Genomic DNA, 16,394 nt, shown 5'->3' on the forward strand with positions numbered 1-16,394 from the left:
AGAATGACAAATTCAACGGAAACTCCAAGGCATAGCCTAGGAGTGTTTCTTTTAAACTATAAATCTTTTGTATGATAAGCAACTAAACCTTCAATAGGTCTGCGTTCAAAATTTCCAACTGTAAAGCCCATTTCTTCTGCAACTTCTTTAATTTCGTCTTGTGCGAAATACGCAATAGAACCAGCAAAGTGCACAGGTACTGTTTTTAATTCTTCTTTATATTGAAAAATCATAGAGTTTGTAAACAAACGAATTCCTTTTTTTATAAGCTCAATAGTATACGGTGAATCTTTATGTAAAAACATAAATTCGGCAAAATTTGCTAAATAAGCATTAGGATTAGGTTGTTTATATAAGTTATACTTTATATAGTCAGATTCCATATTAAACTTACTACCAAAAGCTATTTTAACATCTTCTGGCATATGATTAAAATAATAATCTCTAATAAGTTGCTTACCGTAATAATTACCAGAAGCATCATCCATAAGTGTATAACCTAAAGAGTTTACGCGTTGGTGTACCATTTCGCCATCATAATAACTACAATTAGAGCCTGTACCTAAAATACAAACAACAGCAGCTTCTTTAGGATGGTTAATTGTTGAATATACAGCAGCCAACGTATCTTCGTTAACTTCTACATGTGCATTAGCAAATATATCTTGTAAAACACCTTTTAATAATTCATTAGGCTTTTCTGTACCACAACCTGCTCCATAAAAAAAGACGTGTGTAACTTCTTTTCTATGACTCTTTAAATGCTTGTTGCTTTTAATTATTTTATAGAGTTTCTTTTCAGATAAAATAGCAGGGTTAAGCCCTTTTGTACGCATTTTTTCTAATAACTGGTTTCCATTATTATCTACGGCAATCCAATCGGATTTTGTTGAGCCACTATCAACAATTAAAATCATAAGCTTGAAAATAAAAAAACTCCACAAAATATACAATTAATGTATATTCTTGTGGAGTTTTAAATTAATAATATATTAAAGAGATCCGATATGTTGAGCTAAATCAATTAATTTAGTTGAGTAACCAAACTCATTATCATACCAAGAAACTAATTTTACAAAACCGTCATTTAATGCCATACTTGCGTTAGCATCAAAAGTACTTGTTTTAGGCTCAGACACGAAATCTTGAGATACAACACCTTCTTCAGTATATCCTAAAACACCAGCTAATTCTCCTTCAGAAGCCTCTTTTAAAGCAGCTTTAATTTCAGCCCAAGGAGCTGGTTTTTCTAAACGACATGTTAAATCTACAACAGATACATCAACAGTAGGAATTCTGAAAGCCATACCAGTTAATTTCCCGTTTAATTCAGGAATTACTTTTCCAACAGCTTTAGCTGCTCCAGTTGAAGCAGGTACAATATTGTTTAAAGAAGCACGACCTAATCTGTAATCTTTTCTAGAAACACCATCAACAGTAGATTGTGTAGCAGTTGCAGCGTGAACTGTAGTCATTAAACCTTCAGCAATTCCGAATTTATCGTTAATTACTTTAGCTAATGGCGCTAAACAGTTAGTAGTACAAGATGCGTTAGAAACAATAGTATCAGCAGCAGTAATATCTTTATGATTCACTCCCATTACAAACATTGGTGCATCAGCAGATGGTGCAGAAATAGCAACCTTTTTAGCTCCAGCAGTAATATGCTTTTGAGCACCTTCTAAGTTTGTGAAGATACCAGTACAATCTAAAACAACGTCTGCTCCAATAGCATCCCATTTTAAATCTTCTGGGTTACGTTCAGCAGATACACGTATTTCATTTCCGTTAACTATTAAGTTTCCGTTTTTTGTTTCGATAGTTCCATCAAATTGTCCGTGAACAGAATCATATTTTAATAAATAAGCTAAATGATCTACATCTAACAAATCGTTAATTCCTACTACTTCAATATCATTTGATCTTGAAGCTGCTACTCTAAAAGCAATTCTACCTATTCTACCAAATCCGTTAATTCCAATTTTTAATTTTGACATATTCTTGTTTATAAATGTTAAGTGCTCATGATGTCTGAGACACGCAATAATTCTAAGTTTATTTTTGTTTTCCCTTTGATAGCATTATCTAAAGGTGTTAATTCCATTTTATTATTTATAAGTCCAACCATAAAAGTGGTTTTTCCTTCTAATAAAGATTCTACAGCTTTTACGCCCATTCTACTAGCTAAAACACGATCAAAGCAAGAAGGTGCTCCACCACGTTGCATGTGTCCAAGCACTGAAACTCTAACATCATAACCTTCCATGTTTTCATCAACATATTCTTTTAGCTCAAAAATATTTTTACCTATTTTATCCCCTTCTGCAACCACTACTATACTAGACGATTTCCCTGATGTTCTACTTCTATTTAAAGAATCTACAAGTCTATCTAGACCTAAATCTTCTTCAGGAATTAGAATTTCTTCAGCACCACCAGCAATACCTACATTAAGTGCTATATGCCCTACATCGCGCCCCATAACCTCTATAAAGAATAATCTGTTGTGCGAACTTGCAGTATCACGAATTTTATCTATAGCGTCAACTACCGTATTTAAAGCGGTATCAAAACCAAGTGTATGAGAGGTTCCTACAATATCATTATCAATAGTACCTGGAATTCCCATTACAGGAAAATCAAATTCTTGGTTAAAAATCATGGCTCCTGTAAATGTTCCGTCACCACCAATAACTACCAATCCATCAATTTCTGCTGCTACTAGTTTTTCAAATGCTTGTTGTCTTCCTTCTTTGGTTCTAAAAGCTTTGGATCTAGCCGATTTTAAAATAGTACCACCTTTATTGATAATACCTCTTACGCTACGGGCATCCATAACTTTAAAATCGCCTTCCATTAAGCCTTCATAACCTCTGTAAACAGCAACGCATTCAACTTCATGATATGCACATGCTCTAACTACAGATCTTATGGCTGCATTCATACCTGGAGAATCTCCTCCAGATGTTAAAACAGCAAGTTTTTTTATTGTTCTTGGCATTAAATTCTAATATTTTAAGGTAAAATTACTAAACAAAAACTATAAAACGATAGCATTTATCATATTTTAATATGACATGCTAAACTATAACGTTTTAGTTAATAAAAAAAATGAATTGTTGAAGTATTGATATAAAATATAGGCTTAAAACAACAATTTATTTATCTGAAACGGTCTTTGTAGTAATAAATTCAGGGAATGCACTTTCACTTTCTTCGTCAGGTTTATCTTTAATAACTTCCTCTTTTTTAGATTTTTTAAAAAACCTTTGAAGTAATTCTTTAAAAGTATCAAAATCTACATTATATGAAAGTCCTATACCTTGTGTATAGCCTATAGCCTCTCCAAAATTTCTAATGCTATTTTCTCTATTGAATACTTTTGCCGTTAAGGTGCCTTCTTCATTTAATAAAAAGTCTATTTCAACATCACCTGCAACTACAGTTTCACTAGCCCCACCTACAGGAACACCTACTTTACCGTTTATAATAACACGATCGCTTATCTGAGTTTGTAACGTTACTCCAACCCTATCGTCGGTTTGATAGTCTGGCCTGTTTTGTCCTGCTTCGTAATTTAAACCTACATTAAATTTTCCATCGCTATTTGAGAAAATACCGTTTACTATACCGTTTAAACGTTCTGCAATAGTTCCTGAAAAATTCAGTTCGTTAAGTCCACCTGAAAACGAGCCTGTTGAGACTAAATAAAGCGCTTGATTTTGTCTGTCATCTGGAGATTCTAAACGATATTGAAGCTCTGATTTAATAGTTGAATTTACATTAGGAAACTCAAAACTAAATTCAGGATCAGGTTTTTCTAAATCGCCTGTTAAAGCAATATTTAACTCTACTGGAATACTCCTATTAATAGGGTTATCAAGTAATGGCGACGGATTAGCCTGAGTTTTATAAATAGCTAACATATCTATTTTTGCTTTTAAAGGATCTCCTTCCCAAGCAATAGTACCACCCGGTTGTACTATGAATTCTTTTTGTACCAAACCACCATAAGCGAAATTATAAACCCCTTCAAAAACAGAGAAATCTCCCCACATATTAAATTTACCAGTAGTATTTATTTCTACTAAAAGTCCTCCAACACCTCGACCTTTTAAAGAATGCCCTGTGTTTTTATCAATAATAATTTCAACTTCAGCATCTTGCGTTACATCTAAATCAAAATCTAATTCTAAGCCCCTTATATCATTTATTATAAAATCTGAGCCTCTTTTTCTAGCTAACTTTTGCTCCTTAGTAAGGAAGTTTATAAATGTATTATCGCCAAAAGACTCAGCATCATTTAAAGGTATTTTAAATACTGTTCCTTTTTTTGTTTCACCAGCTACACTAATTACAAGTTGATCTGTTGGTCCATATATACTGGCTCTACCACCAATAAAACCTGTACCATAATACAACGCATCTTCTGCATCTTTGGTGTCTAAAACTAACAACCTTGGTGTTATTAAATCTAGGCCTAAACTCCAGTTAGAAAAATTAACATGACTTAATGCGCCTTTTAATTCTCCCTTTGTTTTGTGCTTTGTATCTGTTAACTGTATTTTATTAAATATGAAACTTTGATTTTTAAGTGTCACTGATGCTTTATCTGCAAAATCATAATCTACATTTAAATATGGAATTCCTAATCCTGATTTATTTAAAATAAGATTACCATTAATATCTGGATGATTAAGGTTACCTATTACTTTTGCTTTTCCTGTAACAATCCCCCTAATATCAGTTAACACATCTTCTAACAAGGGGTTTAAAGGAAATAAATTAAAGTCATCAAATTCTAAATCGACATCAATACTCGCTTTTTTTCCAATAAGACCTATATCTCCTTTAGCAGAAAAAGACTTTAAAACATCGTCTTTTATATGAGCATCTACGTTATAAGTGGTTAATGTTTTATTTCCAGTTATAGTAGCATCAAATGAACCCAAAGGAAAATTATTTACCTTAAAATCATCAATAACAATTGTTGAATTGGGCAAATAATTTCCGTTTTGTTGTAATATATCTAGCTTTCCGTTAACATTTCCTGCCAAAGACAAGCTATCTATATCTGGTGTTATATTAGATAGGTTAACATTTTTAAAATTAAGCTTTAAATCTTTTTGAGTAGAATCTTTTACAAAGCCAGAAAGCTTAATTTCTTCATTGTTATGGTTTATTTTAAAACCATCAATTTTAAAAGAACTTAACGCCTTATCAAATGATATTTTATTGAATCGATCTTTATTTTCATTAATAAACCACTTATTATCTTTTAAAGTAACATCTGATTTTTTAAAACCAATTACAGATTCATTTTTCTCATTAATAGTATGATAAAAACTTAAATTAAAACTGTCATTATTTCGTTTCCCACCTTTAAATTCAGACCTCATAAACAAGGTGTCATTTACAGTTACGTTTATTAAATTAAATTTAGAAACATTATAGAATTTAGTTTTTAAACTATCAACTTCTACATAAGTGTTAAAAAGCGGGTTACTATTATCTACCTGAAGTTCGATATTGTTAGCAAAATTATTTGCTACTTTAATTTCGGGAGATTTAAACGTAAGTCTAAACTGTTTCTCGTCGCTCTCTACTCTACCACGAATAAACGTATTTTTTCCTAACTGAATTTCTGGATAAATAACTTCAATAATTTTATTATAAATTTTGAAATTAAAATCGATACTTTGATTGGTTTCAACTTTATGAGGCACATAATTTGTATAAATATGTCCCAAAGAATTTTCGAAAAGTTTCTTTAAATCTTTAAAACGAAAACGTCCTTTTAAATCGCCTTCAATAATATCTGGAGAGTTAATTTCAATATATCTTATATCCTGCGTAAATCTTGATGAAATATCAAATTCATTAAAATAATATGTATCATTTTCATTTTTATAAGATGTATTTCTAAATGATATTTTACCAAAAGCATCATCATAACTACTGGCATTCATATTCATTTTCACAGTACTTTTGAAAATAGAAATACTATCTTTTTTAACAAAATTTAATGTGTTTAAATTAGCATAATCAACTTGAGCTTCGAAATCGTATTTATTTACTTGCTCTGAAAAATCTACCAAGCCATTAAAGTTCAGTCTTAAGTTTCTGTCGTTTGCTATTAAGTTCCCATCAAATATATTGTTACGAACATTTCCAGCTACCTTAACTCCTGTATAATTATAATTATTATACTCAATTTCAAACACATCGCCTTTAACCTGTGTATTAACATTTTCTGCTAAAAACCCATTGCCTTTTACATCAAAATTTAAAGAGGCTAATCCTATATTTGGTTCATTTAAAAAGGTGCCAAAATCGAATTTTTCAAATATAACTGTACCCTTATATTTGGCATTATCTATATCGTTTATTTTATCAATTTCTAAATCAGAATCAACAAAGCCTAAATCGGTATCTATTTCAATATCTGCAATAACTTTTGATGATGTAACTTGTGAGTTACCTACAATAGTAAACCGCCCTAACCTATCAAACGTTGTTGGTATAGCTTCTCCTAAAACATTTGGTAACAAAGCTTTTAAATCGTTATATGTAGAGGTTAGATTGCTAAAATCGCCATTCATATAAAAATTATGATCTTCTTTATTAAATAAATTTTTAAAATTAATAGTCCCGTAAACCTTCGTGTTTCTACTTGTATTTAATTTTAAACTGCTTACACGTAAATTATTTAATGTGCCTGATAAATTAGCACTAAAATTAGCTTTTTGATTAACGCCAAACTCATTATAAAAAGTATTTAATTCGTCTAATTGAACACTAGAATCAATAAAATTAGCCGCCACAAAAACCTTATCGGTAAAAAACTGTAAATCTTCACGCTTATAAGAGAATTTTAAATTGCCTTTTAAAACCGATTTTGGTGTGTTAATTTCTAAATTATCAAACGTCATCCCGCTTGGTGTGTATGAAAAATCAGTCATTAAATTTTTCGTAACCAATCCTCTACTATCATTAAAAGCCAAAGTATTTATTCGGGTACTTACATCGCTTCCATTAATTAAAAAATTAGTGGCGTTAATGTTTAAATTAGTAAACTCTAATAGTTTGGTAGTTTCTCTATTTTCGTCAGTAAGTCTGAATATTCCGTTATAAATAGAAACATCGCTAGATGATAGCAGGAAACTACTTTTTCCTGTTCTAGGATTGTCATCTTCAAACCTATTAACAAAAACATCTAAATTAGTATCTCTTGAACCTTTATACGTTTTTATATTAAAAACTAAATCGATAATATCAATATCTCCAAAGGTTAATTTCCCATTTATTAAGTTTGGAATATTAATAATAGATGTATTTAATTCGGCAATACTTATAAGTGTATCTTTTTTATAATCTTCAATATATATATTCTTAAGTTCTACATCGCTATTAAATTGTAAACTAACTTTATCTATATTTATATTGGTTTTAAAATCATCGTTAAGAAGCTTTGTTGCATAATTACCTATACTAGTTTGAACAAATGGAATAGACAGTACTAGCACCAAAATGATGAAAAGCAGCAATAAAATGCCAACTATTTTTGATGCTATTTTTAAGATTTTTTTGATACTTTCTAAAATTATAATTTTATTAGGAATAAATGATAAACCCAATATTTAAAACTTTCTTCTAGGATAAACTACTTAAACGATTTATATTTCATTACAAAAATAAATGAGTAGTTTTGTAATTACGAATAAATAGCACTTACAGATGTTTATTCGTTTTCAAAATTAACAATTATTATGCCTAATTCTCATTAATGGGTTCACAAAATATTTATATCTTAGGAATTGAGTCGTCATGCGACGATACAGCCGCTTCTGTAATACATAACGGTAAAATTTTAAGCAATGTTATTGCTACTCAAAAAATACACGAAGAATATGGTGGTGTTGTACCAGAATTAGCTTCACGAGCACACCAACAAAACATTGTTCCTGTAGTGCATCAAGCACTTAAAAAAGCAAACATTACTAAAGAACAGTTACATGCTATAGCCTTTACGAGAGGCCCTGGACTAATGGGGTCTTTACTAGTTGGTACTTCTTTTGCAAAGTCATTGGCTTACGGATTAAACATTCCGCTAATTGATGTCAACCACATGCAAGGACATATTTTAGCACATTTTATAGATGAAGATGGTTTTGAAAAACCACCATTTCCGTTTTTAGCAATGACCATTTCTGGTGGACATACTCAAATTGTTAAAGTTGAAAATTATTTTAACATGACCGTTATAGGTGAAACTATTGATGATGCTGTTGGTGAAGCTTTTGATAAAAGCGGGAAAATTCTTGGTTTAGGATATCCTGCAGGCCCTGAAATTGATAAACGTGCCAAATTAGGAAACCCAAAAGCTTATCAATTTACAAAACCTAAAGTAGATGGCTTGAATTTTAGCTTTTCTGGCTTAAAAACGGCAATTCTTTATTTTATTCAACGAGAAGTTAAAACGAACCCAAATTTTATTAAAGATAACTTAAATGATATTTGTGCATCTATACAATATACTATTATTGGAATTTTAATTGATAAATTAAAACTTGCCACAAAGCAAACAGGCATTAAGCATATTGCTATTGGCGGAGGTGTTTCGGCTAATTCTGGTATTAGACAAGCGCTTAAAGATGGTGAACAAAAATTTGGATGGACAACCTATGTCCCTAAATTTGAATTCACAACTGATAATGCTGCTATGATTGCTATTGTCGGTTATTTAAAATATTTAGAAGGCGATTTTACTGAGCAAGACGTTATGGCTTCTGCTAGGTTGAAAATATAAAAATATGCAGCTATTTTACAATCCAAATATAACCGACTCTACCACTCAATTTACTTTTGATAAAGAAGAAAGTAGACATATTGTAAAAGTATTACGCAAAAGCACTGGAGACACTTTACATATTACAAACGGACAAGGTTGGTTGTTTAATGCCGAAGTTACCATTCCAGACATGAAAAAGTGTATGGTTACTATTGTTTCTAAAACATTGCAACCTAAACGCGATTATAGTTTACACCTAGCCGTAGCACCCACAAAAATGAACGATCGCTACGAATGGTTTTTAGAAAAAGCTACCGAAATTGGTATTGATAACATTACGCCTATTATTTGCGATCATAGCGAACGTAAAATTATCAAAACAGAACGTTTTGAAAAAATTTTACAATCGGCAACAAAACAATCTTTAAACTGTTACATGCCTAAATTAAACACCGCTATTTCGTTTAAAGACTTTATAAAACAAGATTTTAATGGCAATATCTTTATTGCACATTGCGAAGAAACCGATAGAAAATCTTTAAAAAACGAACTAAAACCTAAAACAGATATTACTATTTTAATTGGACCAGAAGGTGATTTTTCAACTAAAGAAATTGAATTAGCACTTCAAAACAATTTTATTCCTGTAACTTTGGGAAACACTAGATTACGCACAGAAACTGCTGCAATTGTAGCTTGCCATAGCGTAGCATTTATAAACGAATAACCATAATATGAAAGCATATTTCATTTTTATATTTTCACTTTTATCTTTAAGCATATTTTCTCAGGAAATAGCACTTTTAAAATATCATGGTGGTGGCGATTGGTATGCAAATCCAACGGCATTAAAAAATTTAATTAGCTTTTGTAACGACCATATTGATACTAAAATAAGCGCAAAACCAGAAACCGTAGAAACAGGAAGTAGCGATATTTTTCAGTATCCGTTTATCCATATGACGGGGCATGGTAATGTGTTTTTTAGCGAAACCGATGCCGAAAACCTTCGCAATTATTTAATCTCTGGTGGTTTTTTACATATTGATGATAATTATGGTTTAAAACCCTATATAACTAAAGAATTAAAAAAAGTATTTCCGAATAAAGATTTAGTAGAATTACCAGCAACTCATCCCATTTTCAACATAGCTTATAAATTCCCTAATGGTTTACCAAAAATTCATGAGCATGATGGCAAACGTCCACAAGCTTTTGGTATTTTCAATAAAGACAGACTCGTTTTACTATTTACTTTTGAAAGCGATTTAGGTGATGGATGGGAAGACCCCGAAGTACATAACGACTCTAATGACGTTAGAGAAAAAGCACTTAAAATGGGTGCTAATATTATTAAATATGTTTTTGAAAATTAAATTATGAAACTGTATTATTATTGTAGTTCGCAATCTTGTAAAAAGACTAACTCGGTTAAAGTTAAATCTAATAATAGATATGATTTAAAAGAAGAAATTGGTATTGAAATAAATGAAAGATGTAAACATTGTGGCAATCATACCAAAAGACATATAAACAGATTACATGCAGAACCTAATAATTTTATAATAATTGCAGGTGTAATTGCTGCAATCTTATTTTCTATCTTATTTTGGGAATTAGGGTTTATCACTACTCTAAGCGGCACACTACCTATAGCTATATGGATGAGTGAAAATAAAAAAGCAAGTACTTTTAACAAATTATTGATTAGAGATTAGCAGACAAATAAACGCATAAACAACTAAATTTATAAACATAACATTGCAACTCACCCACTACAACACTAATTTTAAATCAAAAAAATTCCCAATCACACTTGTTTGCGATAATGTTACTAACGCCCCTAATATTGGTAGTTTATTTAGAATTGCGGATGCTTTTGGTATTGAAAAACTAATACTTTGTGGAGAACAAATAACCATTGGACGAAAAATAACAAAAACCTCTAGGTCTACTGAAAAAGTAGTTAATTATAACATCTGTGAATCAGCTTCAAAAGTTATTCTTGATTTAAAAAAAGATGATTATCAAATCATTTCATTAGAAATAACTAGTGAAAGTATCCCCATACATACATGTCAGTTTTCAACAGAAAAACCAATTGTATTGGTTATAGGTGATGAAAATTTTGGTGTATCAGAAAGCATTTTAAAAATGTCTGATGCTATTATTCATATTAATATGTTCGGACAAAACAGCAGCATGAATGTGGTTCAAGCCACCAACATTGCTTTATATGAAATGACAAAGCAACTTATTTAGCCTCGTTGCATACAAATTATTATATTTACTAAATGAATTCTAAATCCATTTCAAACGGTATTCTAAGAGCTGTCGGCATTATTTTGGGCATTGCCTTAGTATTGTTCTTTTTATATAAAATACAATCGGTTATAGGTTATATAGCAATTGCAGCTGTTATTTCTTTAATTGGTAGACCCATTGTTCTTTTTTTAGAACGCCGATTAAAATTTAAAAACACCCTTGCTGTTATTGTTACCATGGTTGTTTTACTCGGTATTTTCTTTGGATTAGTTGGATTATTTATTCCGTTAGTAGTTAAACAAGGCCATAATTTATCGTTATTAAACATTAATGAATTACAAGGAAACATTGAGGATTTATATATTCAGATTATAGAATATTTTAATATTCATCAAATTGATATTGAGCAGTCTTTAAAAGAATCAAACTTTCTATCTAAAATAGATTACTCTTTAATTCCAGACTTTTTAAACTCTATTATTAGCGGACTTGGAAGCTTTAGTATTGGGTTATTTTCAGTGCTTTTTATCTCATTTTTCTTTTTAAAAGATAGTAGACTTTTTGAAAGTAGCATCATGACTTTTATACCCGATAATAAAGAATCGCGTTGGAAAAAATCATCAGAAAAAATTAAAGATTTATTATCAAGATACTTTGTTGGATTAATTTTTCAAATACTTATTCTCTTCATTATTTATACCATTGGTTTACTTATTATTGGCGTAGAAAATGCGATTGTTATTGCCTTTTTATGTGCATTGCTAAATCTAGTTCCTTATGTTGGTCCGTTAATTGGCGCTTTTTTAATGCTTACATTAACTATGACCAGTAACCTTGGTGAAAGTTTTAGCGATATAATTTTACCAAAAACAATATGGGTATTTGTTGTATTTATGATAGGTCAATTGGTTGATAATTTTGGTAGCCAACCTATTATATTTTCTAAAAGTGTAAAGTCGCATCCGTTAGAAATTTTTCTAGTTATTTTAATAACAGGAATTTTATTTGGCATTATTGGACTTATTCTTGCCATACCAGCTTATACTGCTATAAAAGTTATTTTAAAGGAGTTTTTATCTGAAAATAAAATTGTTCAAAAACTTACTAAAGATTTATAGTTTCACTTGAATACATCAATTTTAAATACTGAAATACAAGAGTTTATAAATAAAAACTTAAATTCAGATATATCATCTTTATTATTAAAAGGCACTAATTTCTCTTCGGTTGAAACCAAAGCTATTATTGAACAAATTGAAGCTAAAAAACGTTGCGAAAAGAAGTTATCGACTTGGTTTCAGTGTAAAAACATATACTATCCTAACAAATTAAATATTGAACAAACATCTTCTGAAATTTCAGCTAAATACAAATCTGAATTAATTCAAGGTGATTCTATAATAGACTTAACAGGAGGTTTTGGAGTCGATTGTTTTTTCTTTTCAAAACGCTTTAAAACAGTTGAACATTGCGAAATCAATGAAACACTTTCCAACATTGTTAACCATAACTACAAACAGTTAAAAGCTAAAAATATTACAACCATTCATGCTGATGGTATTGCGTATTTAAAAACCACTAGCAAGAATTTTGATTGGATTTATATTGATCCTTCAAGACGACATGATAGTAAAGGAAAAGTATTCTTTTTAAATGATTGCTTACCAAATGTACCACAACATTTAGAATTACTTTTTAAGCACTCTAAAAACATCTTAATTAAAACATCGCCCCTACTCGATTTATCGGTTGGTATTAATGAATTAAAACATGTTAAAACCATTCATATTGTTGCTATAAACAATGACGTGAAAGAATTACTTTGGGTTTTAGAAGAGGGTTTTGAAGGAGGAATTTCGATTGAAACGATAAACATTAAAAAAGATAAGAATGATGTTTTTAATTTTTCGTTAGAAAATGAAAAATTGATAGACTCTGAATACAATAAACCACTAGCCTATTTATATGAACCTAATAGTGCTATTTTAAAAGCTGGTGGATTTCATTCCATATCAAATAAGTTAAACGTTTTTAAGCTTCATAAGCATTCGCATTTATATACTAGCGATACACAAATTGATTTCCCTGGTAGAGCTTTTAAAGTTGAAACCATTATAAACTACAACAAAAAGGAAATAAAAAAACTTAACATAACGAAAGCGAATATTACAACAAGAAACTTCCCTGAAACTGTTCAGCAAATTCGTAAAAAATTCAATATTAAAGATGGAAGTGATTCTTTTATATTTTTTACAACAAATACTGATAATGAAAAAATTGTTATTATTTGTACAAAACTATAATGAACAAAAAAAGCCTCACATTTCAGTGAAGCTTTTAAGGTTATTATTTTGGTCTTTAATCTAAATTTTTAACGATATCAATCATAGCAGAAATTTTATTTTCTTCTTCTTCGATATTACCTCCATAACCCACAACTTTAAAACGAATATTTCCTTTTTTATCTATAATAAACTTAACAGGAATCCCTTTCACATTAAAAGCATTTGCTACAACATCAGTTCGTTTAGTAGTAGACTTTGTATCTATATACATATCAAAATCATAACTATTTGAACTTAGAAAGTCTTTTGTTTTTTTAATTATTTTATCTCGATCTCCATTCTCAAAAGTATTAATAAACAAAAATTTTGTATCTGAATCATCCTTATAGCTTTCTATAATACGTTTAGCTGCAGGAAACGATGCTTTACAGGGTGTACACCAATTTGCCCAAAAATCTAAAACTAAAACCTTTCCTTTTAAATCTTGTAAAGCTATTGATTTACCATTCATATGTTTTAGTCCAACATTAGGAGCTGGTTCATTTATTATTAATTTAGCTATTTCCTCGCTAAGTTTTTGCTGTGCTTCTTTTTTTAATGTTGCTTGATATACTTTAAAATCGGCTTCATTACCTTTTATTTCTAAAAACAAAGACTTAAAAAATTCATGATCATCTTTAGTCGCTTTGTTGGCTTTTACTAAATCTTCTACTTGTGCAAATGCATTTTCTTTTTCTCCTAATGCAAACAAGACTTTTGCATACTTCATAATAGCATTCGGGTTTTGTAAACCTGTAGAATCTTTATACTGTTTAAAATATTTAACAGCCTCAGTTGGGTTATTTTCTTTAACCAATAATTCTGCATTTAAAAAGAGCTGATTCAAATAAAGGTATTGTAAAACCATTTTAGATTCTTCATTAATACTACTATCTTTTAAAGATTCTGTAGAATTTTTAAAAGATGCATCTAAATAAAACCTTGACTTATCAAAAAAACTTGCTTCATAAAATGCTTTAGAAATATCTAAATAAGAACTTGCTATTATTGGGCTTTTAATAAGCTTAGCAATACATTGTTCTGCTGCAGGTATATTCTTTTCTTTAATATAGCTTTGTATGATATTATAAAGGTGGTCGTTATAAATATTACGATTATTAGCAGCATAATTACTAGGCGGAAATTTAGCCATCCATGTATCAAAACGGTTTTCTAAAACCTTTGCTGAAGGTGCTCCTTCGTATAGACCAATAACTTCAAGCATTCTTGCCTGTGTTCCTTTTGGAAAACGATTTAAAAGTACTTTTTGTAAAGAATCGTATTCAGCATTATTTTCATGCAAGGTATAATAATAGTTTATTGCACTAACTGCAAAGGATTCATTATTAGATTCAAACCTTTTTTTCAAAAGTTTCTCTAAGGTAATTTTATCTTCTTTTTTTGTAGATAATAACAAAGAATCTAACCTCGAAAGGCTAGATTCTTGTGATTTTACATTATTATCCTCTGTTTTACAAGCATAAATAAACGTAGTTAAAAAAAGTAATAGCATTAAAGGTTTTAACTGTACTTTTTTTAAGGTGTTTAAATGTGTTATGAATGATTTAATTATCATAACCAACTGTTTGCTTTAAATTAGGATTTGCTCTAATCTCATCTAAAGCTATTGGCCAATTTGCTTTATAACTAGACCAACTAGCGTCTTCACCTTTAATTACAACTTCGGCATTCATAACCTCATCAATTTTCCCTAAACGTTTTAAATCGAAGAAACGATTAGACAATTCGTTAAAAAACTCAAATCGTCGCTCTGATAAAACAGCATCTAAAACAGACGCTTTATCAAGGTTAGCTGTTGTTGCTATAAGTCCTGCTCGCTCACGTACCACATTTATATCTGCGATAGCACTTGGGTAATTATCTTGCATTGCCAATGCTTCTGCACGTGTTAAATAAATATCTGCCATTCTTAAAACAGCTAAGTTTTCAACACCAGAATCTCTTGACTTATATTTATAAGGTTCATGATATATAGTCCCATATGATGAAAACTCAAATGTCCATTCACTTAAACGTTGGTCATTTTCTTCAAATGCGCTTATAAGACTATTACTCATATAACCATGTGATGCATAAAAACTATCTTCAATAGGAAAATATTCACTATACCAATCTAAATACACATAAATATCACTTACATAAGTTCTCCATGAATATTCACTTATATCTGGTATTAAACCCCAAATAACAGCATCACTATCTGCTAAGAAAACTTGATCTAAAGACACTAAGCTTGGATTAGATACTTCAGCTAACACCTCAGTACATAAGTCTGATGCTAATTTCCAATCTTCTGTATATAAATATACTTTTGCTAAAAGCGCTTTTGCGGCTGTTTTGTTTGGTCTAGATTTTGAAAACGTCTCTTCACCACTACTTGTTGAATACGATGTTGGTAATAATTCTATAGCTTCTTTTAAATCTATAATTATTTGGTTGTAAACTTCACTTTGAGGTGCTCTTGAAAGCGTATTATTTGCTTCAAACTCTGGAGCAAGTGGTATTGCTATATCACCATATAAATTTGTTAGGTTATACAAACAATATGCACGCACAAAATAAGATTCTCCTAAATATTGATCTTTATTATTTAATTTGGCTGTTGTATTAGAAACCCCATCTATAATAAGATTTGATCTAAATATAACTTGATACAAATCTGCATATGCTTCAGGAACAGAGGTTGATGTTGGTATTTGATCTAAAAAATATTGTTCAAATCGTCGGCTATTATCAGAAGTAAATTCATCTGTATAAGCAGCAGTTTCAATATTTAATAAACTTAAAGTACCATTAAATGATAATGATTTAAAAAGGTTATTTACAGCGGCAGCAGTTGTTTTGTCTGAATCAAAAATGTCTTCAGAATAAAATTTTCCTGGTGGTAAATCGGTTTCTAAATAACTTTCACAACTCAAACAATTTATTAATAAAATGATAAGCGTAATGCTTTTTATATTTTTAAGTAATGTTTCCATTTTTATATTTTTTTA

General features: G+C 30.0%; 13 protein-coding genes. 7 read left to right on the forward strand and 6 right to left on the reverse strand.

Annotated elements, in window-relative coordinates:
• Positions 1–56: 56 nt before the first annotated feature.
• From ACH5TX_RS07000 to ACH5TX_RS07015, 4 genes are all read right to left on the reverse strand, one after another.
• The gene (locus ACH5TX_RS07000) at positions 57–917 is read right to left on the reverse strand and encodes an N-acetylglucosamine kinase (RefSeq protein ID WP_439338818.1); all 861 of its coding nucleotides are present in this window, start codon (positions 915–917) and stop codon (positions 57–59) included.
• Between the two features lie 75 nt (positions 918–992).
• Positions 993–1,997 carry a type I glyceraldehyde-3-phosphate dehydrogenase gene (gap, locus tag ACH5TX_RS07005; protein WP_439338819.1) on the reverse strand — a complete coding sequence of 335 codons (1,005 nt, stop codon included), beginning with the start codon at positions 1,995–1,997 and terminating at the stop codon, positions 993–995.
• A gap of 17 nt (positions 1,998–2,014) precedes the next feature.
• Positions 2,015–3,001 (reverse strand): 6-phosphofructokinase, encoded by a 987-nt coding sequence (pfkA, locus tag ACH5TX_RS07010; protein WP_439338820.1) that lies wholly within the window; start codon positions 2,999–3,001, stop codon positions 2,015–2,017.
• Positions 3,002–3,158: 157 nt separating this feature from the next.
• Positions 3,159–7,637 (reverse strand): translocation/assembly module TamB domain-containing protein, encoded by a 4,479-nt coding sequence (locus ACH5TX_RS07015; RefSeq protein ID WP_439338821.1) that lies wholly within the window; start codon positions 7,635–7,637, stop codon positions 3,159–3,161.
• A gap of 149 nt (positions 7,638–7,786) precedes the next feature.
• Here ACH5TX_RS07015 and tsaD point away from each other — a divergent pair, with 149 nt between their 5' ends.
• From tsaD to ACH5TX_RS07050, 7 genes are read left to right on the forward strand one after another with little or no spacing between them, the layout of a single operon-like run.
• A complete protein-coding gene (gene tsaD, locus ACH5TX_RS07020) occupies positions 7,787–8,809 on the forward strand; it encodes a tRNA (adenosine(37)-N6)-threonylcarbamoyltransferase complex transferase subunit TsaD (RefSeq protein ID WP_439338822.1) in 1,023 nt (340 codons plus the stop codon).
• Between the two features lie 4 nt (positions 8,810–8,813).
• The gene (locus tag ACH5TX_RS07025; protein WP_439338823.1) at positions 8,814–9,518 is read left to right on the forward strand and encodes a 16S rRNA (uracil(1498)-N(3))-methyltransferase; all 705 of its coding nucleotides are present in this window, start codon (positions 8,814–8,816) and stop codon (positions 9,516–9,518) included.
• Positions 9,519–9,525: 7 nt separating this feature from the next.
• Positions 9,526–10,167 (forward strand): DUF4159 domain-containing protein, encoded by a 642-nt coding sequence (locus ACH5TX_RS07030; protein ID WP_439338824.1) that lies wholly within the window; start codon positions 9,526–9,528, stop codon positions 10,165–10,167.
• Between the two features lie 3 nt (positions 10,168–10,170).
• The gene (locus tag ACH5TX_RS07035) at positions 10,171–10,509 is read left to right on the forward strand and encodes a hypothetical protein (RefSeq protein ID WP_439338825.1); all 339 of its coding nucleotides are present in this window, start codon (positions 10,171–10,173) and stop codon (positions 10,507–10,509) included.
• A gap of 43 nt (positions 10,510–10,552) precedes the next feature.
• Positions 10,553–11,053 carry a TrmH family RNA methyltransferase gene (locus ACH5TX_RS07040; protein ID WP_439338826.1) on the forward strand — a complete coding sequence of 167 codons (501 nt, stop codon included), beginning with the start codon at positions 10,553–10,555 and terminating at the stop codon, positions 11,051–11,053.
• Positions 11,054–11,085: 32 nt separating this feature from the next.
• Positions 11,086–12,174 (forward strand): AI-2E family transporter, encoded by a 1,089-nt coding sequence (locus ACH5TX_RS07045; protein ID WP_439338827.1) that lies wholly within the window; start codon positions 11,086–11,088, stop codon positions 12,172–12,174.
• 6 nt (positions 12,175–12,180) lie between these two features.
• On the forward strand, positions 12,181–13,359 hold the full coding sequence (locus ACH5TX_RS07050) for a THUMP-like domain-containing protein (RefSeq protein ID WP_439338828.1): 1,179 nt from the start codon (positions 12,181–12,183) through the stop codon (positions 13,357–13,359).
• A 55-nt stretch (positions 13,360–13,414) separates the two neighbouring features.
• On the opposite strand, the gene ACH5TX_RS07055 is transcribed toward ACH5TX_RS07050, so the two are convergent.
• Together ACH5TX_RS07055 and ACH5TX_RS07060 are read right to left on the reverse strand one after the other, a co-directional pair.
• On the reverse strand, positions 13,415–14,956 hold the full coding sequence (locus tag ACH5TX_RS07055; protein ID WP_439338829.1) for a redoxin domain-containing protein: 1,542 nt from the start codon (positions 14,954–14,956) through the stop codon (positions 13,415–13,417).
• Positions 14,946–16,379 (reverse strand): RagB/SusD family nutrient uptake outer membrane protein, encoded by a 1,434-nt coding sequence (locus ACH5TX_RS07060; RefSeq protein ID WP_439338830.1) that lies wholly within the window; start codon positions 16,377–16,379, stop codon positions 14,946–14,948. Before ACH5TX_RS07060 ends, ACH5TX_RS07055 begins: the two co-directional genes overlap by 11 nt.
• Between the last annotated feature and the right edge of the window lie 15 nt (positions 16,380–16,394).

It is taken from the genome of Thalassobellus citreus, from assembly GCF_044385915.1.
GTDB classification, from domain to species: Bacteria; Bacteroidota; Bacteroidia; order Flavobacteriales; family Flavobacteriaceae; genus Thalassobellus; species Thalassobellus citreus.

Coding starts and splice junctions, on each gene's coding strand:
- ACH5TX_RS07000 (WP_439338818.1), bottom strand. CDS start 917: ATGATTTTAATTGTTGATAGTGGCTCAACAAAATCCGATTGGATTGCC.
- gap (WP_439338819.1), bottom strand. CDS start 1,997: ATGTCAAAATTAAAAATTGGAATTAACGGATTTGGTAGAATAGGTAGA.
- pfkA (WP_439338820.1), bottom strand. CDS start 3,001: ATGCCAAGAACAATAAAAAAACTTGCTGTTTTAACATCTGGAGGAGAT.
- tsaD (WP_439338822.1), top strand. CDS start 7,787: ATGGGTTCACAAAATATTTATATCTTAGGAATTGAGTCGTCATGCGAC.
- ACH5TX_RS07025 (WP_439338823.1), top strand. CDS start 8,814: ATGCAGCTATTTTACAATCCAAATATAACCGACTCTACCACTCAATTT.
- ACH5TX_RS07030 (WP_439338824.1), top strand. CDS start 9,526: ATGAAAGCATATTTCATTTTTATATTTTCACTTTTATCTTTAAGCATA.
- ACH5TX_RS07035 (WP_439338825.1), top strand. CDS start 10,171: ATGAAACTGTATTATTATTGTAGTTCGCAATCTTGTAAAAAGACTAAC.
- ACH5TX_RS07045 (WP_439338827.1), top strand. CDS start 11,086: ATGAATTCTAAATCCATTTCAAACGGTATTCTAAGAGCTGTCGGCATT.
- ACH5TX_RS07055 (WP_439338829.1), bottom strand. CDS start 14,956: ATGATAATTAAATCATTCATAACACATTTAAACACCTTAAAAAAAGTA.
- ACH5TX_RS07060 (WP_439338830.1), bottom strand. CDS start 16,379: ATGGAAACATTACTTAAAAATATAAAAAGCATTACGCTTATCATTTTA.